Genomic DNA, 24,322 nt, shown 5'->3' on the forward strand with positions numbered 1-24,322 from the left:
AATACGTGAGCAAAACGGCCTGAAAACCGTTGTTTGCAACCATAGAATCTCCCACATTTTTTGCACCGTGCCATGGCCTGATGCACCGGGTTGCCAGCTCTTGCACAATGACTTAATTGGTTTGTCGCCCCGAAAAAAAACCCAACCCATCACCCCCAGCGCGCCAGAACCTCGGGCAGTTGCGTCAAACTGCTGATCTGCGCGTCAGGCAATGCGTCCGCCTCCCACGCCTTGCCGCCCGGGTTGTACCAGATCGCGCGCAAGCCCGCTTGTTGCGCCCCGGCGATGTCATCACCTGGGTGATCGCCTACATGCACGGCATGGCGCGGGTCGGCATTGCCGCGCTTGAGCGCTTCGAGAAACGGCGCCGGGTCCGGTTTGCCGATGCCCAGATCCTCCGCACAGAGCGCGAAGGCGAAATAATCGGCCAGACCCAATCGGCGCACGTCGGCGTTGCCATTGGTTACAACGCCCAAGGTGTAGGACTTGGCAAGGATCTCCAGCGTCGGCACGACTTCCGGGAAGATATCCAGCTGGTGACGCCCCTGCAGAAACACTTCGAAACCCTGATCCGCCAGGTCCTGGGCCTCTGCGTGGGCATATCCGGCGTCTTCCAGCGCGTGGAACAGCACGCGGCGTCGCAGTGCGCTGATGCGATGCTTGAAGCCTGGGTCAGCCTCCACCAGCCGAGAACGGATTTCCCACAAGTGCTCAACAGGCACCGGTCCCAGTTTCGGCGCGTTTTCGGCCAGCCACTCACGCAGCATGGTCTCGGCGCCGACAATCGCCGGTGCGGTTTCCCACAGCGTGTCGTCCAGATCGAACGTGATCAGCTTAATGCTCATTGTCAGAAGAACCTTTGCGTTTGGCCCTTGGGTGGGCGCTGTCATACACCGTGGCCAGGTGCTGGAAGTCCAAGTGGGTGTAGATCTGGGTCGTTGCGATGTCGGCGTGCCCGAGCAGTTCCTGCACGGCACGCAGGTCCTGCGAGGACTCCAGCAGGTGGCTGGCAAAAGAATGACGCAGCATATGCGGGTGCAGGTTTTGCCCAAGCTCGCGCTCGCCTGCCGCCTTGACACGCAGTTGAATCGAGCGCGGCCCCAGGCGCCGGCCTTGCTGACTGATGAATACCGCATCGTCCTGAGGATTGGCCAGCGCTCGCAGCTTCAGCCATTCTTCCAACGCTTCCCGGGCCTTGCTGCCGACCGGCAGCACTCGCGTCTTGCTGCCTTTGCCGAGCACCTGAACGAGGCCGTCGGCCAGATCGAGCTGCTCGCAATTCAGTCCTGTCAGCTCGGACAGGCGCAGCCCGGAGGAGTAAAACAGTTCGAGAATCGCCTGATCGCGCCGCGCAAGGAAATCATCTTCCACGCCACCTTCCAGCAACTGAAGCGTGCGGTCGGCGTCGAGTGTCTTGGGCAGCCTGCGTTCGCCTTTGGGCGGCGACAGGCCGTTGGCCGGATCGTGATCGCAAATGCCTTCGCGGTTCAGATAGTGATAAAAGCCCCGCACCGCAGACAGCAGGCGCGCCAGACTGCGCGAAGACTGGCCTTGCTGATGCAGGCGCGCAACCAGGCTGCGCATGGCCTGAATATCCAGCGCCTTCCAGCTGTCGATGTGATGTTTTTCGCAAAACGCCAGAACCTTGTTCAGGTCCCGGCGATAAGCCTCAAGCGTATGTCCCGACACTTGGCGCTCACTGCGCAAGTGCGTGCAGTAAGCATCCAGCTGCCGTTCCATGACTAGCGAACCGAGCGCAGCGAATTGGTGAAACGCGGCAGCAGACGGCTCAACACGTCAGCGATGTAGCTGAGGAACAGCGTGCCCACCGAGCTTTTATAGTGCTGCGGATCGCGGCTGCCGATGGCGAGCACGCCGTGCAGACCTTGATGGCTGAGGGCTGCGATCGCGGTCGAGCCGACTTCCTTGCTCTGTTCGCTGCCGAACAGGAATTCCAGCTCATGCTCGCGCAGTGCGCCGCTGACGGTTTTGCCACCGGAGATCAATCCGCCGATGGCTTTCTGGGCATCGGCGCCGGTTACCCAGCGGCCGACCGTCATCGGGTTGTCGCTGAACAGAATCAGGCTGACGAAGGGCACCTGAAACTCCTGGCGAAGGCTGTCTTCCACAGCGATGACGATTTCTTCCAGGCTGGTGGCGTCCATCAGGTCGAGGATCAGGCGGCGGGTTTTCTCGAACAGGCGATCGTTGTCCCTCGCCACGTCCATCAATTGCGACAGCCGATGGCGCATCTCGATGTTGCGCTCGCGCAGCAGTTTCAGCTGCCGCTCAACCAGCGAAACCGTGTCCCCACGCTGATGCGGGATGCGCATGCTGGTGAGCAACTCGTCGTGCTCGGCGAAAAAGTCCGGGTGTTGCTGCAGCCAGGCCGCGACTGCCTCGGCTTCAAGGGCAGGCACTGCTTTGTCAGCGTCAGGAACGCCGGGCGTGTCGGTTGAAGTCTGAGGCTGGTCGGTCATTGGATATGCTCACTCATAGACGTACTTGGCCTTCGTAAACCCGAACGGCCGGGCCTGTCATCACCACCGGATGACCGGGGCCGGCCCACTCGATGGACAGGCGCCCGCCGGGCAGGTCGATCAACAGGGGTGAATCCATCCAGCCCTGACTGATCGCGGCGACCGCGGCAGCGCAGGCGCCAGTGCCACAGGCCTGGGTTTCCCCGGCGCCGCGCTCCCAGACGCGCAACTGCGCGCGCTGACGATCGACGACATGAAGGAAGCCGACGTTCACCCGTGCGGGAAAACGTGGATGGTTTTCGATCTTGGGGCCCAGGGCGTGTACCGGCGCATTGTTGATGTCGTAAACGCGCAGGACCGCATGGGGATTGCCCATCGATACGGCCGCTAGCTCGATGCGTTCGCCCTCGACGTCCAGCGTGTAGCTGGTCGCCTGTTGCGGTGCATCGAATGGGATGTCGGCAGGGACCAGACGTGGCGCACCCATGTCGACGCTGATCTGGCCGTCGTTGCGGACGTCCAGCTCGATGATGCCGCTTTTGGTCTCGACGCGAATCTGCTTCTTGGCGGTCAGGCGTTTGTCTAGCACGAACCGGGCAAAGCAGCGCGCGCCGTTGCCGCACTGCTCGACTTCGGAGCCGTCGGAATTGAAGATTCTGTAACGGAAATCGACGTCCGGGTTGCTCGGCGCCTCAACCAGCAAAAGCTGATCGAAGCCGATCCCGGTGTGGCGATCGCCCCATTGCTTGGCATGCTTGGGCAGGATGTGCGCGTGCTGGCTCACAAGGTCCAGCACCATGAAGTCGTTGCCCAGCCCATGCATCTTGGTAAAACGCAGCAGCATGGGATTACTCCGGCAGCAGGCTTTCGCCGGCAAACAGCTCAGTCACGGTTTCGCGACGACGCACTTCAAAGGCTTGATCGCCATCGACCAACACCTCAGCGGTACGGCCGCGGGTGTTGTAGTTGGAGCTCATGACGAAGCCATAGGCGCCAGCGGAGTTCACGGTCAGAAGATCGCCTTCGGCCAGCGCCAGTTCGCGTTCCTTGGCCAGAAAGTCGCCGGTTTCGCAGATCGGGCCGACGATGTCGTAGGCACGAGCTGCTCCGTCGCGCGGCTTGACGGCCTTCACATCCATCCACGCCTGATACAGCGCGGGCCGGATCAGGTCGTTCATGGCCGCGTCGACAATGGCGAAATCCTTGTGCTCTGTGTGCTTGAGGTACTCGATGCGGGTCAGCAGCACGCCGGCATTGGCGACAATGAAGCGGCCTGGCTCGAACATCAGCGCCAGATCGCGGCCTTCCAGACGCTCGCGCACGGCCTTGATGTAATCGCCGGCCAGCGGCGGCTCCTCATCGCGATAACGTACGCCCAGACCACCGCCCAGATCGAGGTGGCGCAGCTGGATGCCGCATTCGCTCAGGCGATCGACCAGATCGAGCAGGCGATCCAGCGCGTCAACGAATGGCGACAGCGTGGTGAGCTGAGAGCCGATGTGGCAATCGACGCCGATGACTTCCAGGTTCGGCAGCTGAGCTGCGCGGATGTACACGTCTTCGGCGTCGGCAATGGCGATACCGAACTTGTTTTCTTTGAGGCCGGTGGAAATGTAAGGGTGCGTACCGGCGTCGACGTCCGGGTTGACGCGCAGGGAAATCGGCGCGCGCACGCCCATTTCGGCGGCTACCACTTGCAGGCGTTCCAGCTCGTCGGTGGATTCGACGTTGAAGCAGTGCACGCCGACTTCTAGGGCGCGGCGCATGTCATCGCGGGTCTTGCCGACGCCGGAGAACACGATTTTGTCTGCCTGACCACCTGCGGCCAGCACGCGCTCCAGCTCGCCACGGGAAACAATGTCGAATCCGGCGCCCAGACGCGCCAGCACATTGAGAACGCCCAGATTGGAGTTGGCTTTGACTGCGAAGCAGACCAGGTGCGGCATGCCACTCAGAGCATCCGCATAAGCGCGGTATTGCGCCTCGATATGGGCGCGGGAGTAGACATAGGTCGGCGTACCGAAGCGCTCGGCAATGGCAGACAATGCAACTCCCTCCGCGAACAGCTCACCGTCGCGGTAGTTGAAGGCGTCCATGGCTGATTCCTAGTAAGTCGAGGTCTGGTGCTTGTGCAAGTGCGATTTGGTCTGGCTGCTGCCATCGGACGAATCATCGTCGGGCAGGTACAGCGGACCTTTTTGACCGCAGGCAGAGACCAGGCACGCGACAGCGAGGAGCGCGGCCAGGGAGGAAATCAGGCGCTTCATGGCGAAATCCTTTGTATAAGCATTAATTGCGCCCGAGTATACCGGCCACCCGTGAGATTGCCTATGCGCCACAGTTCCCGTCCGGCGGGGCTTTGACGCAATTGCTGGATATGCGTGCTGCCAGCGAGCGGATTTTTGGCGCAGGGCACGGCAGTTGGGCGGGTATGCTTTGCAATTGCCGGGAAGCGACCGTATCTTGCGTCGCTGCGCCATCCGTAGACACTTTCGAGGTTCCTGCAATGAGTTTGACCGAAGCCCGCTTTCACGACCTGGTAGATGCCACCCAAGAAAAGCTCGAGGACATCTTCGACGAGAGCGATCTGGATCTGGACCTTGAGAGTTCGGCCGGTGTGCTGACCGTGAAATTCGAGAACGGCACTCAGTTCATCTTCAGTCGTCAGGAGCCTCTGCGTCAGCTGTGGCTGGCGGCCGTGGCCGGCGGTTTCCATTTCGATTACGACGAAGAAGAGAAACGCTGGGTGTGCGACAAGAGCGAAGAGTTGCTCGGCGAGATGCTGCATCGCCTGGCCTTGAAGCAGGCCGGGGTCGAAATCGAGTTCGACGCTGTCGACGGTCACTCCGACGGAAACCGATAGTGAGCGGTACTGCCCCTGTCAAAGCGCCCAAGCCTTTGTACAGCAATGTCAGCCCGGCGGTGCCGTCGCCCTGCATCAGCGTCTGCCGGCTGGATGAACAGAAGGTGTGCACAGGCTGTTTGCGTCACGTCGAGGACATCCGGGAATGGCGCGCGGCCACGGACGAGCGCAGACGAGAGATTGTGCAGCTGGCCGATCAGCGTCGGGCGCAACGCTGAATCTTTCGGATGAATTCGCCCCCCTGTAGGCGTGAGCTTGCTCGCGAAGACTGACTTTGGCCTCTGAACATCTATTGGATGCGCCGGCCTCTCGCGAGCAAGCTCGCTCCTACAAGGTCTTGTCAGACCTGATACCGAATCGAGCGCCCCTCAAGCCTCATCCATCGCTTCGTTCAGCGATTTTTCCAACTCCGCCTTGTAGCGCAGGAACAGAATCGTCTGCCCGCGCGTATCGCCCAGTATTCCTGAAAGATCCAGATCCGTGATGTAACAGCGATAACGTTGCGGCTCGCGGCGCTGCTCGAGGATTTGTCGTGCCACGACGCTGAACAACTGCTCGCCGAATTCGAGCTCGGAATATTCCATTCCATCGCAGTACAGCGTCACGCTGACCTGACCGGGCGATGCTTCCTCGATGATTGCCTGAACGTCATAAAACGGTTTGTCAGTAGGCGTCACCGGCGTCAGTCGCTGCTCGATGCGCCGCGCCCTTGCGCCACCATCAGGAGAAATCCGGTAATACAGCGTCTCCAGTGATGAAGGCTCCAGCGGGTTGTCCAGCGGCAGCAGGGCGCCGCGCCGATACATCAACGACTGCAGAAAGCGCTGCAGCGGCATGAGCAGGCTGGGTTCGTCGTGGTAAGGCAAGCGTTGATGCCACAGCGCGTTGTGTTCATCGAGCACATACAGGTCGGCGTGCGGCTCGTTGATCCGGAAGAACACCTGGATGCACTCAGGCTGGCCATGGGGAATGATCAGCGACAGATCCGAGTCGTCCAGTGCCTGCGGATCGAGATGAATCGGGCTGTACGCGGGCAGTTCCTCGCCCAGATAGTCGTAAAGAGCAGTCAGGCTGTCGAGTGCAACGTGGCTGATCTGGCCTGGAACCATCTCCAGCACGTGATAGTGCTGCTGGACTTGAATGAGATAACGGTGATTCAGGCGACGCTCGAGCAACAGTTGCGCGGTGCTGACCAGTTCTTCGACCCGCTGGGCAATCGCCTGCGCCCGGTTGTGACAGAAACAGCGCACGCGGATGACCGGTTTGTTGCCAGTTGCCGGCAGGCTGTTGAGCAGTTCGGTCAGGCAGTCGAGCAGCGCGTGCGGGCCGTCGAAACGGTTGACCAGCACTTCATTCCAGCTGTTGAGCGTGATCTGGTCGAAGGTCAGCACCAGATTTTCGCGCACACCGGCGTAACTGAGTGAATCAGTGCGTTCGGTGGTCATCAGGATGTTCAGGTCCTTGTGGTGCTTGAGCGGATCGACGCCGACATTGACCAGCAACAGAATCTCACTCGGCACGCTGGGCTTGAGCAGCGCAACTTCGTCGACCATGCCCAATGGCAGGGCGATTGACTGCTGCAGCGCACCCTGCAGGTTGAACAGCTCGAATTCGCTCAGGTCGCTGGCGCCGGGATGCAGCGCCAGTCGCGTACTGCTGTCGATGATGTTGTTGCGATGACACCAGGTCAGTAATTCAAGCAGTTCGCGGCTGCGCTTGATCGGCGCGAAAGCCTCCCACTCGTGCACGCCGAGGTTGCCGTTGTACAAGCCCCACTGATATTTGCCGGGTTCGCGCTTGTTCGGCGATTGCACCAGCGTCAACGTGTCCTCGGCAAGGTCGGGTGCGATGCCCGGATTGACGAACTCGACCTTGCCCGCCTTGCGCTCGAACGCAGCGTACAGGCGACGTCCCAGCACATTCAGGTCACGCTTGTTGATCGAGCTGGCGGCATTCTGCGTGCGGGCAAATTGAGTCAGGAACCGATAGCTGTAGTTGAGCTCGCCCACCAGGGCCCGACGCTCGCTGGAGACCTGGCGCACTTTCCACTGGCTGCGGCTGTCGAGCAGGGCGAGCTGACGCTCGTCCCATTGCCACTCCTTCACCAGGCGCTCCAGCAACGAGCGTTGCCAACTGGCGTTGCGCAACCGCGAGGCGCCAGTGAGCTTTTTGTTCACCTTCAGGTACAGGCTGCGACGCACCAGCTCAAGTCGTTCCGGCTCGCCCCGGGCGATGAGGTATTCCTCGATCCGCCGATACACCATCATGTAGGGGTCGAGCTCGTCGAGGTCGACCCGGTTGGCGAATACCTGCTTCTTCAGCCGCATGCTCAGACACTGCACCTGTGGGTGCTCGCTGGCATAGACCTCGGTCAGCAGGAGTTTGAGCACTGACTTGTAGGGCGATTCGATGCCTTTGAACAGCTGCCAGAGTCCCGCGCCGATGAATTCTCCCGGCGGGATATGCGACATGTTTCCCAGGTCGAGGACTTCATCGGCCCGGATGAAACGCTTGGACAGCAGCGTATGGGTGTATTCGGCGTAGCGGGCTTCTTCATACACCGGCACCAGCCACCACATGGGCGTGCGCCCGGCGAGCCAGATCGCGGTCCGATAAAACTCGTCGAGCAGCAGATAGTGCTGAGTCGTGCCGCAGTCTTCGCCGCTGAGCTGCGCGTCGCGCTCGCCGAGGACGAATCGCTGAGGGTCGATCAGGAAAAAATGCGCTTCGGCGCCTTGCGTGGCGGCCCAGGTTTCCAGCGCCTGGCATTTTTTGCGCAGCTCCTGGACGTCTTCGGCCGACAACGCCGAGTCGTGGCAGATCCATACGTCCATATCGCTTTGATCGGCTTGCGCCAGCGTGCCAAGGCTGCCCATCAGAAAAATGCCGTAGATCGGTTGAGGCGGATTGCCTCGACGCGGTTTGTAGGAAAAAGACCGGGTCAGCCGCTGGGCTTCTGCCAACGCGTGGGCATCGGGTTCATAGTGAGAAACGCCCGCCGGCGTGGCGCTCGACACATAGCCGGGCAGCAGCGGGTGATTGACGTGAAAAAACAGCGGCAGCAGCGTCAGCACGCTTTGCTGGCGCGTGGACAGTCCGTCGTTGGCGCGACTCAGTCGCCCTTCGTTAAGGGTCAGAAAGCGGTTGCGCAGCTGGCTGAGAACCTTGCGGTCAATGCCCTCATCCAGGTCAGGGCGAATTTCGAAACTACGCGTCATCGCGACTCGAAGCCGGCGAGCGGCACTACTTGGGGTGGCGAATAGGACGACAGTAAATAAAGAAGGGGCAGCATCGGGCTTCGGGGCTCAGGTGGCTGCGTGTCTTTTTTCTGGCGCCATAATTTTATCGGCGCAGCATCTTACAAAAGAAGGGTTCGCGAAACCTTTATTTCACGCTTCCTGGCGAAGGTTTCGCGAGCGGCGATATCAAGCCGCTTCCTGACTCACGGCGAGAATGGTCAACAGTGATTGGGCGTGCTCAGCGGCGTCCAGTCCGAGACTGGTCAGATAGCCTCCGTCGACCTGAGTGGTCAGGCCTTTTTCAAAAAGTCGTTTGGCGGCCGCGATGGCCGAGGGCGCAGCGACGTGGTGGACCTTCAAACCCTCCTGGGTATTGCTCAGATTGAACAGTGACAGGATTTCCAGTTCAGCAACCAATTCCGGGGTAAACGACATAGGTGCTCCAGACTTTTTCTAATTGAATGACGCGGCGAAGGAATCGCAGACATGACGGCCCCGTGGTCAAGCGGCAGCGAGGCATCTGGAGTGTAGTAAGCGTCTGGAGGTTTTGCAGAAAGTATCTGGCCGGTCGTCAGATCACGCCGAAAGATGATCGCCGCAGCTCGGAATAATGGGTTGATGCGGATCGTTGGGAGTGAGCCAACTGTCTCCAGCGCCCCCTTCGACCTACGGCGTAACACCCAATGCCTTCCCGGCTAAAGCCGGTCCTACGAAAAACTCGCGGCGTCTGTAGACCGGCTTCAGCCGGGAAGAGGCCGGTGCAGGCGGTGGAGAGGTAACGTCTGGAACTCAGTCTTCGCGAGCGAGGTCGCTCCCACAGGTTTTGGGGGCGGCCCCGAAATCTGCAGCGCTACAAATCCCGGTGGGAGTGAGCTTGCTCACGAAGAGGCCGGTACATCCACAGCCTCTGCAGCATCTGTGCACCAGACTTTGCGAGCACAGGGGATCGGGCAAGCCATATAAAGGGGCGGGGCGTTACTCGTCTTCTTCCAGCTTCACGCCTGGCGGCAGTTCTGGCAGCGCGCGCAGGGCTTGTTCGTACCACTCGGTGTTGAACGGACGGTCCTCTTCCAGGATGCCGTCGATTTCCACCGCCAGCACGTGAGCCATCATCACCAGGATTTCCTCGCGCGGGTAGCCGACCAGTGTCAGCTTATTGAACGTGGCCTTGGCCGCTGGAGGGTTATCGCTTTCGATCTGGTTTTCGATGGCCTGGATCAGGGTCGACTCAGCGAACTCTTCTTCGTCGTTTTCGATCTTGTCGCTCATGATGTTCTCGATGTCCTGACAATGAGGGCCGCTCGATGAGAGCGGCCCGTTTGATGGGGCTTAGCGGCTGGCGAGCAACTGCTGGCCGCGGCCCACGGCAGCCTTGACCTGGGCCGGCGCCGTGCCGCCGATGTGGTTACGCGCGTTGACCGAACCTTCGAGGGTCAGAACGGCGAACACATCCTGTTCGATTTGATCGCTGAATTGGCGCAGCTCGTCCAGCGTCATCTCGGCCAGATCCTTACCGGTCTGCACGCCGTATTTCACGGCATGGCCAACGATCTCGTGGCAATCGCGGAATGGCAGGCCGCGGCGAACCAGGTAATCCGCCAGGTCGGTCGCAGTGGAGAAGCCGCGCAGCGCAGCTTCGCGCATGATCGCGTGCTTGGGCTTGATCGCCGGGATCATGTCGGCAAACGCGCGCAACGAATCGCGCAGCGTGTCGGCGGCGTCGAACAGTGGTTCCTTGTCTTCCTGATTGTCCTTGTTGTAGGCCAGAGGCTGGCCTTTCATCAGGGTCAGCAGGCCCATCAGCGCGCCGAATACGCGGCCGCTCTTGCCGCGCACCAGCTCCGGAACGTCCGGGTTTTTCTTTTGCGGCATGATCGAGCTGCCGGTGCAGAAGCGATCCGGCAGATCAATGAACTGAAATTGCGCGCTGGTCCACAGCACCAGCTCTTCGGAAAAACGCGACAGGTGCATCATTGCGACGCTGGCGGCGGAGCAGAATTCGATGGCGAAGTCGCGATCGGACACGCTGTCCAGCGAGTTGCCGCCAACCGCTTCGAAGCCCAGCAACTGACACGTCAGCTCACGATCGATCGGGTAGGTCGTGCCAGCCAGCGCAGCGCTGCCCAGTGGCATGCGGTTGGTGCGCTTGCGGCAGTCGACCAGACGCTCGTAATCACGGCTGAGCATTTCGAACCAGGCGAGCATGTGATGGCCGAAGGTTACCGGTTGCGCGGTCTGCAGGTGCGTGAAGCCCGGCATGATGGTTTCGGCTTCGCGCTCGGCCAGGCCCAGCAGACCTTCTTGAAGGCGGGTGATCTCGGCCAAGATCAGATCGATTTCATCGCGCAGCCACAGACGAATGTCGGTTGCGACCTGATCGTTGCGGCTACGGCCGGTGTGCAGCTTTTTACCGGTGATGCCGATGCGGTCGGTCAGACGCGCCTCGATGTTCATGTGCACATCTTCCAGATCCACACGCCAGTCGAACGTACCGGCTTCGATTTCGCTCTGAATAGTCTTCAGGCCGTCGATGATGGTGTCGCGTTCGGCATCGGTCAGCACGCCGACTTTTGCCAGCATCGTAGCGTGGGCAACGGAGCCCATGATGTCGTGGCGATAAAGGCGCTGATCGAAAGTGACGGAGGCGGTGAAGCGTGCGACGAAGGCGTCGACGGGTTCACTGAAGCGGCCGCCCCAGGACTGGTTGGTCTTGTCGGTGCTCATGGATTCGCTCGCTGCTCTACTGGTTACTGTGCTGATGAAAGTGGCGTGGCCGATTTAAAAGGCGCGGGCGATGATAACAGCATTGCCGGTTTTTTATTCCGGGCTGCTTGCCCGAACGGGGACGAGCGCGGAGACTCTGAATCATGCAAATCGAGCGCAATACACCGGGCCAGAGCGCCTCGCCCGGCAAAGAGTTCTTCCTGCCGGAACTGTGCCTGCCGCAGGCGCTGCTGGTGCTGGTCGTGCTGGCCGAACTGCTGGTGCTGGTTCTGGTGCTCATCGAGCCCATGCGTCCCGACTTCAATTGGGTGCGACTGGCGTTGATCTCGATGTTCGTGCAATGGATCGTGCTGCTCTCCGCCGCCTTGCTCTGCGGATTGCGGCCCTGGCTGGCGCGTCTGAGGGCCGGCGTTGCAGGCGCTATCGGCTGTCTGCTGGTGGTCGCGGTGACGCTGGCCTGCACGGCGGTCACCGATTACTGTCAGGTGTCGCCAGCCACGTCTCTGGATGGCGTGATCGAGCGCTATATTCGCTATTCATTGATTGCGCTGATCATGTCTGCGCTGATGTTGCGCTACTTTTATCTGCAGAGTCAGTGGCGCAAGCAGCAACAGGCCGAGTTGCGGGCGCGGATCGAGTCGTTGCAGGCGCGGATCCGGCCGCACTTTCTGTTCAATACGCTCAATAGTATCGCCAGTCTGGTCACCAGCGATCCGGCGAAGGCCGAGCAGGCGGTGCTGGACCTTTCCGACCTGTTTCGCGCCAGTCTGGGCAAGCCCGGAAGCCTGACGACGTGGGGCGAAGAACTTGAGTTGGCCAAACGATATCTATCGATTGAGCAATATCGACTTGGCGAGCGTCTACAGTTGGACTGGGACGTCAGTGCAATTCCCGACGATTTGCCGATTCCCCAGCTAACCTTGCAGCCATTACTTGAAAACGCGTTGATTTACGGTATCGCGCCCCGTGTCGAAGGAGGCGTGGTCAGAGTCGAGGCGGACTACGAACGGGGAGTATTCATATTGCGTGTCAGTAATCCCTACGACGAGGTCGCTCTGCGACAGACTTCAAACGGCACCCAGCAGGCATTGGCAAATATCGGCGCCCGGATCACGGCACTTTTTGGACCTCACGCGAGTCTGAGCGTGGAGCGCCGTGACGGTCGTCACTTCACCTGTCTACGCTATCCTTGTGCGAGACTCACGCAGGAAGCCAGAGCAATATGAATGTCCTGATCGTTGATGACGAACCCCTAGCCCGCGATCGCCTGAGCCGTATGGTTGGAGATCTTGAGGGTTATCGGGTCCTTGAACCCAGCGCCACCAATGGCGAAGAAGCCTTGACGCTGATCGATAGTCTGAAGCCCGATGTGGTGTTACTCGATATCCGCATGCCGGGGCTGGATGGGCTGCAAGTCGCAGCCAAATTGTGCGAGCGTGATACGCCGCCTGCCGTGGTGTTCTGCACCGCGCATGACGAGTTTGCTTTGGAGGCCTTCCAGGTCAGTGCGGTGGGCTATCTGGTCAAACCGGTGCGTCCGGAAAACCTTCTCGAAGCCCTTCGCAAGGCCGAGCGGCCCAATCGTGTGCAGCTTGCAGCGATGACCCGTCCGGCTGCCGAAAGCGGTAATGGTCCGCGCAGCCACATCAGTGCCCGGACCCGCAAAGGCATCGAGCTGATCCCGCTGGATCATGTGATCTATTTCATTGCCGATCACAAGTACGTGACCCTGCGTCATGAGGACGGCGAAGTGTTGCTCGATGAGCCGCTCAAAGCGCTGGAAGATGAATTCGGTGACCGTTTCGTGCGAATTCACCGCAATGCACTGGTGGCCCGCGACCGTATCGAACGTTTGCAACGCACGCCGCTTGGGCATTTCCAGCTGTTCCTCAAAGGTTTGAACGGTGACGCGCTGATCGTCAGTCGCAGGCACGTGGCGGGCGTGCGCAAAATGATGCAGCAACTTTGACCGATCGCTTACCACTGTAGGAGTGCGCTTGCCTGGGATTGCGAAGTATCTCAGACAAGACTCTCGACTGAGACGATGCGCTCGCGGGCAAGCGCGCCCCTGCAGGGAAATCCGACAGGCCCGGCGAGCGACACGCCGCCGCATGGCGTCCATCCCGTGATTGAGATCATGATGCGTGCAGATTGAATACAGTCATTCGGCCCTGTGAGGCCGAGCTGTTATTATCCGCCGCATTCACTCAGTACGGATTGATTCATGTCTTCTCGCGAGATCCGCATCGCCACCCGCAAAAGCGCGCTTGCCCTCTGGCAGGCCGAGTACGTCAAGGCCCGGCTGGAGCAGGCCCATCCTGGGCTTGTCGTCACGCTGGTGCCGATGGTCAGCCGTGGCGATAAACTGCTCGACTCGCCGTTGTCGAAAATCGGCGGCAAGGGTCTGTTCGTCAAGGAGCTGGAAACCGCGCTGATCGAGCACGAAGCCGATATCGCCGTGCATTCGATGAAAGACGTGCCGATGGATTTCCCGCAGGGGCTGGGTCTTTTCTGCATCTGCGAACGCGAAGACCCGCGCGATGCCTTCGTTTCCAATACCTTTGCCAGCCTCGATGAGCTGCCCGCCGGCAGTGTGGTGGGTACATCGAGCTTGCGCCGTCAGGCCCAGTTGTTGGCCCGGCGCCCGGATTTGAAGATCCATTTCCTTCGCGGCAACGTCAACACGCGTCTGGCCAAGCTGGATGCCGGCGAGTACGACGCAATCATTCTCGCGGCTGCCGGCCTGATCCGTCTGGGATTCGAAGACCGGATCACCGCCCCCATCAGCATCGAACACAGCCTTCCCGCCGGCGGGCAAGGCGCCGTCGGCATCGAGTGCCGCAGCGTTGATGTTGAGCTGCACGCGTTGCTCGCTCCGCTGCATCATGCCGACACCGCCATGCGGGTGACCGCCGAGCGTGCGCTGAACAAACACCTCAACGGCGGATGCCAGGTGCCGATCGCCTGCTACGCCGTGTTGGAGAACGATCAGCTATGGCTGCGCGGACTGGTTGGCGACCCGAGCGGCAGCGTGTTGCTGCGCGCTGAAGCCCGCGCTCCTCACGTCGACGCTCAGGCGTTGGGTGTTCAAGTTGCCGAGGAGTTGCTGGCGCAGGGCGCCGCGAAGATCCTCAAGGCGGTCTACGGCGAGGCGGACGAAGAGTGAAGGGTTGGCGCCTGCTGTTGACCCGGCCGGCAGAAGAATCAAAAGCCGTCGCCGACGTGCTGGCCGAGCAGGGCGTGTTCAGCTCCAGCCTGCCGCTGCTTGAGATCGAACCGCTGCCGGTGTCTGAAGAAAGTCGCTCGATCATCTACAACCTTGCCACTTACTGTGCAGTGATTGTCGTCAGTAAACCCGCTGCCCGGCTTGGGCTTGAGAGGGTCGATGAAGTCTGGCCGCAGCCACCCATGCAAAAGTGGTTCACCGTCGGTGCGGCCACGGCGCAGATCCTCGACGACTATGGCTTGCAAGTGTTCTTCCCCGAGCACGGCGACGACAGCGAAGCGCTGCTTGAGCTGGCGCAGCTGGAACAGGCCATTTCCGGCTACGACCCTAGAGTGCTGATCATGCGCGGCGAAGATGGCCGAGAGCTGTTGGCTGAGCGCTTGCGCGAGCGAGGTGCTACTGTCGATTATCTGCCACTGTATCGCCGAAACCTGCCGCTTTACCCGGCTTCGACGCTGGTGCACAGAGTTGCGGCGGAACGCTTGAACGGGCTGGTGGTCAGCAGTGGACAGGGTTTTGAGCATCTGCGTGAAATGGCGGGCGACGCCTGGCCTTTGCTTTCGCAGTTGCCGTTATTCGTACCGAGCCCCCGGGTCGCTGAACTGGCACGTGCTGCCGGCGCTTCGACCGTAGTGGACTGCCGTGGCGCCAGCGCTTCGGCCTTGCTGGCAGCATTGCGGGAAACGCCCGCGCCTGCCTCACAGGCGTAATGATCGACGAGTCGGATTACGCGATTACGCCCAAATGCAAAGGATGGATACGTGAGCGAAACAGTCTTGCCAAAAGATGACGTTGAACCGGTACTGGCCCACTCTGAGCCGGTGCCTGATCCAGCGCACAAACAACCGTCCAGCCGCCGCAGCAGTAATGGTCTGGCAATCCTGGCCGTCTTGCTCGGCGCAGCAGGCGTCGCCGTTGGAGGCTGGAGCGTCTGGCAGCTGCGCGCGATTCAGGCCGGCAGCCAGCAGCAGTCTGGCCAGTTGCAGGACATCGGGTCGCAAACCCAGATACTCAAGCAGAGCGAACAGCAACTGTCGGCACGACTGGCGCAACTGCCGCCGGCTGAAGAGCTGGAAGACCGGCGCCGGCTGGTCACGCAGTTGCAGGGTGATCAGCAGCGTCTGAGCCAGCGTCTGGAGACAGTGCTGGGCGCGAGCCGCAAGGACTGGCGTCTGGCCGAAGCCGAGCATTTACTGCGTCTGGCGACGCTGCGCCTGTCTGCGTTGCAAGACATCAACAGCGCGCAGGCGCTGGTTCAGGGCGCCGACGAGATCCTGCGCGAACAAGACGATCCAGGCGCATTTGCCGCCCGCGAGCAGTTGGCCAAGAGCCTCGCGGCGCTGCGCAGCGTCGATCAACCGGACCGCACGGGGTTGTTCCTGCAACTGGCTGCCTTGCGCGATCAGGTTGGCGAGTTGAATGCCCTGGCTCCTGAATACAAAGACAAGGGCGACTCCCTGTTCGGCCTCACTGACGGCAGCGAAGACAGCTACTGGGCGAAGTGGTGGGACAAGATCTCTCAGTACGTGCGCATTGATTTTCATGCCGATCGCAACATTCGCCCTCTGTTGGCGGGCCAGAGCCTGACCCAGGTACGACTGGCGCTGAGCCTTGCGCTGGAGCAGGCGCAGTGGGCAGCCTTGAACGGAGAAGCGCCGGTTTACAGTAAAGCGATTGCCGAAGCGCGGAGCGTGCTGGATACCAACTTCAACCGCGACAACCCGCAAAGCAAGGTCGTTGGCCAGCGCCTCGACGAGTTGGCCGGCAAACCCGTGTCTGTTGTCACGCCCGACCTGAGTCAAAGTCTCAGTGCGGTTCAGGCCTATCTGCAGCAGCGCCACTCGCCGGTCGGTGGTGCGCTGGACGGCCAGGCTGACGGGGCGCAGTCGGGGAGTCGCCCATGAAGCGCGCCTATGTGATCGTCTTCGTACTGATCGTGGTCGCGGCGCTGATCGGTCTCGCCATTTCGCATCATGCCGGGTACGTGCTGATTGCTTACGACACGTTCCGCTACGAATCCAGCCTCTGGGCTGCGCTCGCCTTGCTCGTCGCGATCGGCTTCATTATCTGGTTCGTTCGCGGCCTGATCCGGCTGCTGACGACCTCCGGTGGCGTAGTCAATCCATGGTCCCGTCGTAACCGCAGCCGCCGTGTGCAGATCGCGATCGAGCAGGGCCAGATGGATCTTGCCGAAGGTCGCTGGGCCAGTGCGCAACGGCACCTGCATCGTGCTGCCGAAGCTGACAGCCAGCCGCTCTTGTATTACCTCGGCGCTGCCCGCGCGGCAAACGAACAGGGCCGTTATGAGGAGAGTGACAACCTGCTGGAACGCGCGCTCGAACGTCAGCCGCAAGCCGAGCTGGCAATCGCGTTGAATCATGCACAACTGCAACTTGATCGCGGCGACAGTGAGGGTGCTCTGGCGACCTTGCAGGCCATGCAGGAACGTCACCCGCACAACCCGCAAGTGTTGCGTCAGTTGCAGCGGCTTTATCGTCAGCGCGGCGAGTGGTCCGAGCTGATCCGCCTGATGCCGGAGCTGCGCAAAGACAAAGTGCTGCCCGCCCAGGAGCTGGCCGAACTCGAGAAGCGTGCCTGGGGTGAGAACCTTTCGCTGGCGGCCTATCGCGGGGCGGAAGGCGAGGCGGGCGCTGCCGGATTGCCCGCGTTGGAGAAGGCCTGGCAGCAGCTGTCGTCCGCCCAGCGTCAGGAGCCTGCGTTGGTTCTGGCCTACGCCGAGCAACTGCGTCGCCATGGGGCCGAGGTTCAGGCCGAAGAAGTGCTGCGCAACTCGCTCAAACGTGAGTACAGCAGCCATCTGGCGCGTCTCTATGGGCTGGTCCGCGGCAGTGATCCCGGCAAGCAATTGCAGACCGCAGAAGGTTGGCTGAAGAACCATTCCGACGATCCAGGACTGTTACTGACCCTTGGACGGCTGTGCCTGCAGAGCAGTCTGTGGGGCAAGGCGCGGGACTATCTCGAGAGCAGCCTGAGGTTGCAGCGCAATCCTGAAGCGTGTGCCGAACTGGCGCGCCTTCTTGGGCAGCTGGGTGAAACGGATCGCAGCAATCAGTTGTTTCAGGAAGGCCTCGGATTACTGGATGAGCGTTTACTGGCAAGACCGTTGCCGGCATTGACCAGCGTCTGATCGAGCGGGTCGGCTTCGCAGAACTTAAGGCCCCATCAGGGGCCTTTTCTGTTTTGCTTTGTTGGAGATGTGGGAAGTTTCCTAATGTTCTGTAGGGCTTTAGAATGCGTTCCGCGATGCCGGTATAACGTCTTAGGGCGAGCGTCGGGATTTCCCTACACGAACTAAGAAATATCCTCCGCTGGTTGCCTTGAAAGCGACTCTCGCTTTCCTCTACCGTAGCCGCCTTCGTCTTTTGTTACGGATTTTCCATGCATCTGGCTCGCACGCGCTCCCTGTTCTTTCTGGCGTTTCTGGCCTGTGCATCGATTACAGGAGCGGTTGTCTATCTCGGCTCCACATTGACCTTCGCGCCTTGTCCGCTGTGCGCTCTGCAACGCGCGCTGCTGATGACCTTCGCGGGCGTTTGCCTGATCGCCGCCTGTCATGCGCCAGCTCGCACTGGTTTGCGAATCTATTCCGCCACGCTCCTGCTGCTTTCACTGATCGGTGCATCAGTTGCCGCCCGGCAAGTCTGGTTACAAGCATCGCCTCCGGAAAACATGTCGGCGTGTCTGGAGAACCTTCGCTACTTGCTGGATACGCAACCGTACGCGAAGGTTCTTTCCCTGGTGCTGGCTGGCAATGCAGGGTGTTCTGAAATCACCTGGTCGTTGTTTGGCATCAGCCTGCCGGAGTGGAGTCTGCTGGCGTTTGCGGGCATGAGCCTGTTCGCGCTGTACTGCCTTTTCATCAAGTTTCGTCGATTCGGACCAATGGAATCGGGCAGCTCTGATTAAACACTTGTATGAACTTTCTCTCCTGCGTACCTTGAAGGCCTAGTCATGCGGGCATAATCTGGGCCGCACGCATCATCGGAATAATGCTGCCATCGACGGTTTTTCTGAGCCGGTTTTCATACGCATCGGCCGGATCGCCAAGCGATTCAAGGCAGCATGCCCCTGAAGGGAAGAGAGAACATCATGCTGGAAAGTTGTCAGAATGCTCAGGAACGCTGGGGCGGAGTTCACAAGCTGATCGATCGCTGGCTGCAAGAACGCAACGAGCTGATCAAAGCCTACGATGTGCTTGGTGCAGAGCCAGAAGCGTTGTCTGAAACTCGCAAGCAGCTGCAGGAGTTCTGCGGCACATTGGTCGATTACGTATCGGCCGGTCATTTCGAAATCTACGAGCAGTTGACGGGCGAAGCCAAGGCTTTCAACGATCAGCGCGGTCTCGAACTCGCAGACACCCTCTATCCCCGAATCGACGTCATCACTGAAAAGCTGCTGGCGTTCAATGATCTGTGCGATGAAGGGAAATGCGTGGCAGAGAAATTCAAAGAATTGGGCGGCTTGCTGCATGAGCGCTTCGAGCTGGAAGACTGCCTGATCGAAGTGTTGCATACCGCACACAAAGACAAGCTGGCTGTTCAGGCCTGACCCCGTTCAGGTCGCAAAAAAGGGTGCCTCGGGGCACCCTTTTTTATGGCCTTGCGCACAGCGGCTCTCCACTGATGCGTGCCCGAATCCGACGTTATTGGGACACTGCGATCAGCTCGATCTCGAACACCAGCGGCGTGTAGGGATCAATCAGGTCGCCTGCGCCCTCAGCGCCGTAGGCCTGGGCCGACGGAATCACCAGACGCCACTTGGCGCCTACGGGCATGTCCACCAGCGCGGTGGTCCAGCCGGCGATTACGCTGTCCAGTCGAAACCATTGCGGCTGCTGGCTCTGGTCGAAGATGGTGCCGTCAGGCAGCTTGCCGACGTACTTGACCTGAACACGACCATTGATGTCAGGCTTCGGACCGTTACCGGGCGCCAGCTCGGTCATCAGGATTCCGTCGGCCAGCTGACGGACGCCAGGCTTGGCTTTTTCGGCCTCCATGAATCGACGTTCTTCCTTCAGCGCCGCCTCGGTCTGTGGCTCGGACTGCCCGGAATTTTCAGCCTGAGCGAGCGCGGCATCGTGGTCACTGAGGATCTGTTCCATGCGTTCCGGCTTGATCGCCAAAGGCTTGTTCTGATAGGCCTGCTGCAGACCTTCGATCAGCGCAGGCAATTGCAGATCCGGCGCTTCCTGACGCAGACGTTCGCCAAGACTGGCGCCCAGGCTGTACGCCAGGTCGTGTGCGTTATCGGACGGCGGGGCATCGGTCGCGTGAGCAAAGGGTACCAAGAGGAACAACGACATAAACAGGTAGCGCGACATGAATGCTCTCCGGCCTGGGAAGTGAGCGATTATGCCAGCGCCGCGCGCCGAATGTGATGGGGAATGCAGCGATTTTGCCCGAACTGCAACAGACCGGAAATTGCAGTGTCAAGATGCCCTAGCGGCGGTGCGGGCAGAGGTCTAGTATGAGCCGCATTCAAATCAGCCAGGAGGTAAGTCATGTCGGCCACCAAGAAGCCAGTAAACACTCCGTTGCATTTGCTCCAACAACTTTCGGGCAGTCTGCTTGAGCACCTTGAAAATGCCTGTTCTCAAGCGCTCGCAGACGCTGAAAAATTGCTCGCCAAGCTGGAAAAGCAACGCGGCAAAGCCCAGGAAAAACTGCATAAATCCCGCATCAAATTGCAAGACTCTGCCAACGCCGGTAAAGCCAAGGCTCAGACCAAAGCCAAGGGCAGCGTTGCTGAGCTTGAGACCCTGCTCGATGCATTGAAAGATCGTCAGACCGAAACCCGCGCCTACATCCTCAACCTCAAGCGTGACGCGCAGGAAAGCCTGAAGCTCGCGCAGGGCGTGGGTCGCGTGAAAGAAGCCGTTGGCAAAGCGCTGAGTGATCGCGCGGCCAAAGCTGCCACCGAGAAGACTGCCGCCAAGGCTGCTGTCAAAGCATCCAGCAAGCCGGCCGGCAAAACGACGGTCGCCAAACCCGCTGTCAAAACTGCAGCTGCCAAGCCTGCTGCCAAGCCTGCTGCCAAAGCCCCGGTAAAAGCCTCTGCCAAGGCTGTTGTGAAACCTGCCGCCAAGGCGCCGGTGAAAACCGCTGCCGCCAAACCTGCCGCAAGCAAGGCGCCGGTTGCCGCAAAACCAGCCGTCAAAGCTGCAAGCAAGCCAGCTGCGAAACCCGCTGTGAAGGCGCCGGTCGCGGCGAAAACTCCAGTCAAGACCGCGGCCGCCAAGCCCGCCGCGACTGCCAAGCCAGCCGTTAAACCTGCTGCGAAAACCGCTGCTGCCAAGCCTGCGGCGAAAGCACCTGCTGCAAAACCTGCGGCTACCAAAGCGCCTGCCAAATCTGCCACTGCCAAGCCTGCTGCCAAAGCGACTCCGGCTGCCAAGCCAGCGGCCGCCAAACCTGCTGCTGCAAAACCTGCCGCCACCAAAGCCGCCAGCAAGCCTGCAACAGCCAAGCCGACAGCGGCAAAGCCTGCCGCTGCCAAGCCTGCAGCGAAACCTGCGGCCAAGCCTGCGACGCCGGCTTCCGCCAAGCCCGCTGCTCCAGCACCGGTAGCGCCCGCATCGACTACCGCCCCAGCGGCACCTGCCACTCCTGCAGCGACGCCGTCGACGGGTTCGACCTCGAACAGCGCTTCTTAAGCAATCTCCGTCCCGGCGCGCAGCAAAACATGAAGCGCGTCGGGATTTTCGTTCGCCGCTCGCCCTGCGAGCGCCGCCAGCCAGGCGCCTGTCTGGCTCGGTCCGTCTTCCGGCCAGTCTTTGGTCAAGCGTTCGAGCCTCACCAGCAGCTCGCGCTCGGCATCCAGCTCAAGCGTTTTAACCCTTTCGCGCAGTGCCTTGAGTTCCTCATCGTTCGCTGAGTCGGCCTTCCAGCGTGTACGAACCGCCCGCAATGGGCCCACCACCTGATCGTGCCACGGGGTCGCCAATTGTCCGATTTCCTCGGCGCGTCGCTGATCGAACGGAACGCCACGTTGATCCATCCAGACGCCACACAGCAGCGCACAAACGTTGGCGCCGCTGGCCTGCAGCGTCAGGCAGGCTTGCTCGACACCCGCTCGGGCATAGAAATCCAGGGTGAAACTCCAAAGGTCGCAAGGCATAGTCATCTACCTGTTCTGGACGAAGCTGGTAGACTCCGCCGCCATTATGATCAGACTTCAAAGCCTTACCTTACAGCGTGGTCCGCAACGTCTGCTAGAAGACGCCGAGCTGACGCTGCACGCCGGCCAGAAAGCCGGCTTGATCGGCGCGAATGGCGCCGGTAAATCCAGCCTGTTCGCACTGTTGCGGGGTGAGCTGTCTCCCGACAACGGTGATTGCTCGCTGCCTGCAGACTGGCGCATCGCGCACATGCGTCAGGAGGTCGACACCCTTGACCGTCTGGCTGTGGACTATGTGCTCGACGGCGATCTGCGTTTGCGTCAGGTGCAGCGTGATCTTGCGGCAGCCGAGGCCGCGCACGACGGCGCGGCTCAGGCGCGATTGCATTCGGAGCTCGACAGCGCGGACGGCTACACCGCTGACGCAAGGGCCCGCAAGTTGCTGGCCGGTCTGGGCTTTACCAATGAGCAGATGGAACGGCAGGTAGGAGACTTCTCCGGCGGCTGGCGGATGCGTCTGAACCTGGCGCAAGCCTTGATGTGCCCATCGGACCTGCTGCTGCTCGATGAGCCAACCAACCACCTGGATCTCGACGCCATTCTGTGGCTTGAGGACTGGCTCAAGAGCTATCCCGGAACACTCTTGCTGATCTCCCACGACCGGGATTTTCTCGACGCTGTGGTCGATCACGTCGCCCATGTCGAGCAAAAGAAAATCACGCTTTATCGCGGCGGTTACAGCGCCTTCGAGCGCGCCCGTGCCGAGCGTCTGGCGCAGCAGCAACAGGCGTATGAGAAGCAGCAGGCGCAGCGCGCGCACATGGAAAAATTCATTGCGCGCTTCAAGGCCCAAGCCACCAAGGCTCGTCAGGCGCAGAGCCGTATCAAGGCGCTGGAACGCATGGAAGAGCTGTCGGCAGCGCATGTCGATTCGCCATTCGATTTCACCTTCCGCGAGTCCGACAAGATTTCCAGCCCGTTGCTGGATTTGTCTGATGCGCGCCTGGGCTATGGCGAAAAAGCCATCCTGCAGAAGGTCAAGCTGCAGCTCACGCCGGGCGCTCGCATTGGTTTGCTGGGCCCGAACGGCGCCGGTAAATCCACGTTGATCAAGAACCTTGCTGGCGAGCTTGAGCCGTTGAGCGGCCGCCTGGTTCGTGGTGAGAACACAGTCGTCGGTTATTTCGCCCAGCATCAACTGGATTCACTTGATGCCAAGGCCAGCCCGCTGCTGCACCTGCAGCGTATTGCGCCGACCGAGCGGGAGCAGACGCTGCGTGATTTCCTGGGTGGCTTCGATTTTCGCGGCGCTCGGCTGGATGAGCCGGTCCTGAATTTCTCGGGTGGCGAAAAGGCCCGGCTGGCGTTGGCGCTCATCGCCTGGGACAAGCCGAACCTGTTGCTGCTCGACGAGCCCACCAACCACCTCGATCTGGAGATGCGCCTGGCGCTGACCATGGCGCTGCAAGAGTTCAGCGGCGCGGTGCTGGTGGTCTCTCACGATCGCCACCTGCTCAAGAGCACGACCGATAATTTCCTGCTGGTCGCCGATGGCGTCGTACAGGAATTCGACGGTGATCTGGATGATTACGCTCGCTGGCTGGTGGATTATCGCTTGCGCAACGCGCCGGTGAGCACATCGCCGGTCAATGCCGACAAGACCGACAAGAAGGCCCAGCGTCAGCAGGCGGCTGCCCTGCGCCAACAACTGGCGCCGCACAAGCGCGAAGCCGAGAAGCTGGAGAAAGAGCTGGGGACGCTTCACGAAAAGCTGGCGAAGATTGAGTCCGCGTTGGGCGACAGCGCCATTTATGAAGCGGCCAACAAGGACAAGCTACGCGATCTGCTTGCGGATCAGGCGAAGCTCAAGGTCCGTGAGTCCGAGCTTGAAGAAGCCTGGATGGAAGCCCTGGAGTTGCTCGAATCGATGCAGGCCGAGCTGGAAGCACTGTCCTGATGGAATCGCTGGCACTGCCTGTTCCTGCTTATTGGATCGAGCCGATTCTGGTCGGCCTGCAGATTCTGTTGATTCTGCTCGTCGGCTACACGCTGCAGCGCATCGTCGCGCGTTTTCTGACGGGGTTGGCCGAGCGCTATCCGCTGTTACCGCCAGAGCTGTTGGTGATGCTGCGCGGCGGCCTTCGCTGGTTGATCATGGGCACTGCGTTCGTTGCGGTGCTGGGCCGCCTGGGGGTTTCGGCCTCGGTGTTGTGGGCGGCGCTGTCCGGCTTCGTCGCGGTCGCCGCCGTCGCGTTTTTCGCGATGTGGAGTGTGTTGTCCAACCTGCTCTGTGCGGTGTTCATCTTTACGATGGGGCCGTTCAGGATCGGGGATATGGTCGAGCTGGTCGACACCACGGACAAACCCGGCATCAAAGGGCGCGTCACCGCGATCAACCTGATGTTCACCACATTGGTCGAGCCCGCTGAATTGGGCGGCACATTGGTGCAGGTGCCCAACAGTCAGTTTTTCCAGAAATCGATCCGCCGCTGGCGCGGCAATGACGGCACTCCGATCATCTCCGGTGAAAAGCGCGCGGGCGAACACGCGCAGCGCTAACGACCTGCACAGCTGCCTGCGAAGTCACAGCAACAGTTAGAAATAAATGGTTTTTGAATCGCATAAACCTTAGGTTAAGCGAAGATTTTCGTCG

General features: G+C 60.6%; 25 protein-coding genes. 13 read left to right on the forward strand and 12 right to left on the reverse strand.

What is annotated here, in order from left to right; translation table 11 throughout:
* Window positions 1-149 precede the first annotated feature (149 nt).
* Genes QRN36_RS25155 through QRN36_RS25180 form a run of 6 tightly spaced genes read right to left on the reverse strand, consistent with a single transcriptional unit; the run spans window position 150 to window position 4,747 of the window.
* Window positions 150-845: an HAD family hydrolase gene (locus tag QRN36_RS25155; RefSeq protein WP_285426516.1), complete on the reverse strand. Its 696-nt coding sequence runs from the start codon at window positions 843-845 to the stop codon at window positions 150-152.
* Window positions 835-1,740: a tyrosine recombinase XerC gene (gene xerC, locus QRN36_RS25160; RefSeq protein WP_285426517.1), complete on the reverse strand. Its 906-nt coding sequence runs from the start codon at window positions 1,738-1,740 to the stop codon at window positions 835-837. Before xerC ends, QRN36_RS25155 begins: the two co-directional genes overlap by 11 nt.
* 2 nt (window positions 1,741-1,742) lie before the next feature.
* Entirely contained in the window at window positions 1,743-2,480 is a 738-nt protein-coding gene (locus tag QRN36_RS25165; RefSeq protein ID WP_285426518.1) for a DUF484 family protein, read from the reverse strand.
* A gap of 13 nt (window positions 2,481-2,493) precedes the next feature.
* Window positions 2,494-3,324 carry a diaminopimelate epimerase gene (dapF, locus tag QRN36_RS25170; RefSeq protein ID WP_285426519.1) on the reverse strand — a complete coding sequence of 277 codons (831 nt, stop codon included), beginning with the start codon at window positions 3,322-3,324 and terminating at the stop codon, window positions 2,494-2,496.
* A gap of 4 nt (window positions 3,325-3,328) precedes the next feature.
* Window positions 3,329-4,576, reverse strand: coding sequence for a diaminopimelate decarboxylase (lysA, locus tag QRN36_RS25175; RefSeq protein WP_285426520.1), 1,248 nt, complete (start codon window positions 4,574-4,576; stop codon window positions 3,329-3,331).
* Window positions 4,577-4,585: 9 nt separating this feature from the next.
* Window positions 4,586-4,747: a lipoprotein gene (locus QRN36_RS25180; protein ID WP_285426521.1), complete on the reverse strand. Its 162-nt coding sequence runs from the start codon at window positions 4,745-4,747 to the stop codon at window positions 4,586-4,588.
* Window positions 4,748-4,986: 239 nt separating this feature from the next.
* Here QRN36_RS25180 and cyaY point away from each other — a divergent pair, with 239 nt between their 5' ends.
* Both cyaY and QRN36_RS25190 read left to right on the forward strand, forming a co-directional pair.
* On the forward strand, window positions 4,987-5,343 hold the full coding sequence (gene cyaY, locus QRN36_RS25185; RefSeq protein ID WP_285426522.1) for an iron donor protein CyaY: 357 nt from the start codon (window positions 4,987-4,989) through the stop codon (window positions 5,341-5,343).
* Window positions 5,343-5,561, forward strand: coding sequence for a DUF1289 domain-containing protein (locus QRN36_RS25190; RefSeq protein WP_285426523.1), 219 nt, complete (start codon window positions 5,343-5,345; stop codon window positions 5,559-5,561). The genes cyaY and QRN36_RS25190 overlap by 1 nt, the downstream gene beginning before the upstream one ends.
* A 150-nt stretch (window positions 5,562-5,711) precedes the next feature.
* Here QRN36_RS25190 and QRN36_RS25195 read toward each other — a convergent pair whose 3' ends face one another.
* The 4 genes from QRN36_RS25195 to argH form a co-directional block, all read right to left on the reverse strand.
* Entirely contained in the window at window positions 5,712-8,561 is a 2,850-nt protein-coding gene (locus QRN36_RS25195) for a class I adenylate cyclase (protein ID WP_285426524.1), read from the reverse strand.
* Between the two features lie 207 nt (window positions 8,562-8,768).
* On the reverse strand, window positions 8,769-9,017 hold the full coding sequence (locus tag QRN36_RS25200) for a TIGR02647 family protein (protein WP_093466040.1): 249 nt from the start codon (window positions 9,015-9,017) through the stop codon (window positions 8,769-8,771).
* A gap of 540 nt (window positions 9,018-9,557) precedes the next feature.
* Complete coding sequence (locus QRN36_RS25205) at window positions 9,558-9,851, reverse strand: hypothetical protein (RefSeq protein ID WP_285426525.1); 294 nt, start codon at window positions 9,849-9,851, stop codon at window positions 9,558-9,560.
* A gap of 60 nt (window positions 9,852-9,911) precedes the next feature.
* Entirely contained in the window at window positions 9,912-11,306 is a 1,395-nt protein-coding gene (gene argH, locus QRN36_RS25210; protein ID WP_285426526.1) for an argininosuccinate lyase, read from the reverse strand.
* Window positions 11,307-11,449: 143 nt separating this feature from the next.
* On the opposite strand from argH, the gene QRN36_RS25215 reads away from it, so the two are divergent.
* From QRN36_RS25215 to rsd, 8 genes are all read left to right on the forward strand, one after another.
* The gene (locus QRN36_RS25215; RefSeq protein ID WP_285426527.1) at window positions 11,450-12,532 is read left to right on the forward strand and encodes a sensor histidine kinase; all 1,083 of its coding nucleotides are present in this window, start codon (window positions 11,450-11,452) and stop codon (window positions 12,530-12,532) included.
* Window positions 12,529-13,275 (forward strand): LytTR family DNA-binding domain-containing protein, encoded by a 747-nt coding sequence (locus tag QRN36_RS25220; protein WP_093466028.1) that lies wholly within the window; start codon window positions 12,529-12,531, stop codon window positions 13,273-13,275. Before QRN36_RS25215 ends, QRN36_RS25220 begins: the two co-directional genes overlap by 4 nt.
* A gap of 255 nt (window positions 13,276-13,530) precedes the next feature.
* A complete protein-coding gene (hemC, locus tag QRN36_RS25225) occupies window positions 13,531-14,472 on the forward strand; it encodes a hydroxymethylbilane synthase (protein ID WP_285426528.1) in 942 nt (313 codons plus the stop codon).
* Entirely contained in the window at window positions 14,469-15,242 is a 774-nt protein-coding gene (locus QRN36_RS25230) for a uroporphyrinogen-III synthase (RefSeq protein WP_285426529.1), read from the forward strand. The genes hemC and QRN36_RS25230 overlap by 4 nt, the downstream gene beginning before the upstream one ends.
* 51 nt (window positions 15,243-15,293) lie before the next feature.
* Entirely contained in the window at window positions 15,294-16,436 is a 1,143-nt protein-coding gene (locus QRN36_RS25235) for a uroporphyrinogen-III C-methyltransferase (protein ID WP_285426530.1), read from the forward strand.
* Window positions 16,433-17,680: a heme biosynthesis protein HemY gene (locus QRN36_RS25240; protein WP_285426531.1), complete on the forward strand. Its 1,248-nt coding sequence runs from the start codon at window positions 16,433-16,435 to the stop codon at window positions 17,678-17,680. Before QRN36_RS25235 ends, QRN36_RS25240 begins: the two co-directional genes overlap by 4 nt.
* 251 nt (window positions 17,681-17,931) lie before the next feature.
* A complete protein-coding gene (locus QRN36_RS25245) occupies window positions 17,932-18,459 on the forward strand; it encodes a disulfide bond formation protein B (RefSeq protein ID WP_285426532.1) in 528 nt (175 codons plus the stop codon).
* Window positions 18,460-18,642: 183 nt separating this feature from the next.
* On the forward strand, window positions 18,643-19,101 hold the full coding sequence (gene rsd / locus QRN36_RS25250) for a sigma D regulator (RefSeq protein ID WP_093466016.1): 459 nt from the start codon (window positions 18,643-18,645) through the stop codon (window positions 19,099-19,101).
* Between the two features lie 94 nt (window positions 19,102-19,195).
* Here the strand turns inward: rsd and QRN36_RS25255 are convergent, their stop codons facing one another.
* Window positions 19,196-19,873, reverse strand: coding sequence for an FKBP-type peptidyl-prolyl cis-trans isomerase (locus tag QRN36_RS25255; protein ID WP_285426533.1), 678 nt, complete (start codon window positions 19,871-19,873; stop codon window positions 19,196-19,198).
* Window positions 19,874-20,053: 180 nt separating this feature from the next.
* Here QRN36_RS25255 and QRN36_RS25260 point away from each other — a divergent pair, with 180 nt between their 5' ends.
* Window positions 20,054-21,205, forward strand: a complete 1,152-nt coding sequence (locus tag QRN36_RS25260) for an AlgP family protein (RefSeq protein WP_285426534.1) — start codon at window positions 20,054-20,056, stop codon at window positions 21,203-21,205.
* Here QRN36_RS25260 and QRN36_RS25265 read toward each other — a convergent pair.
* The gene (locus QRN36_RS25265; protein WP_285426535.1) at window positions 21,202-21,669 is read right to left on the reverse strand and encodes a TIGR02444 family protein; all 468 of its coding nucleotides are present in this window, start codon (window positions 21,667-21,669) and stop codon (window positions 21,202-21,204) included. The two genes, QRN36_RS25260 and QRN36_RS25265, sit on opposite strands and share 4 nt — an antisense overlap.
* Window positions 21,670-21,715: 46 nt before the next feature.
* On the opposite strand from QRN36_RS25265, the gene QRN36_RS25270 reads away from it, so the two are divergent.
* Window positions 21,716-23,626 (forward strand): ATP-binding cassette domain-containing protein, encoded by a 1,911-nt coding sequence (locus QRN36_RS25270; protein WP_093466007.1) that lies wholly within the window; start codon window positions 21,716-21,718, stop codon window positions 23,624-23,626.
* The gene (locus tag QRN36_RS25275; protein ID WP_285426536.1) at window positions 23,626-24,228 is read left to right on the forward strand and encodes a mechanosensitive ion channel family protein; all 603 of its coding nucleotides are present in this window, start codon (window positions 23,626-23,628) and stop codon (window positions 24,226-24,228) included. The genes QRN36_RS25270 and QRN36_RS25275 overlap by 1 nt, the downstream gene beginning before the upstream one ends.
* The last annotated feature ends 94 nt before the right edge of the window (window positions 24,229-24,322 follow it).

It is taken from the genome of Pseudomonas sp. efr-133-TYG-103a, from assembly GCF_030209235.1.
Lineage (GTDB): Bacteria > Pseudomonadota > Gammaproteobacteria > Pseudomonadales > Pseudomonadaceae > Aquipseudomonas.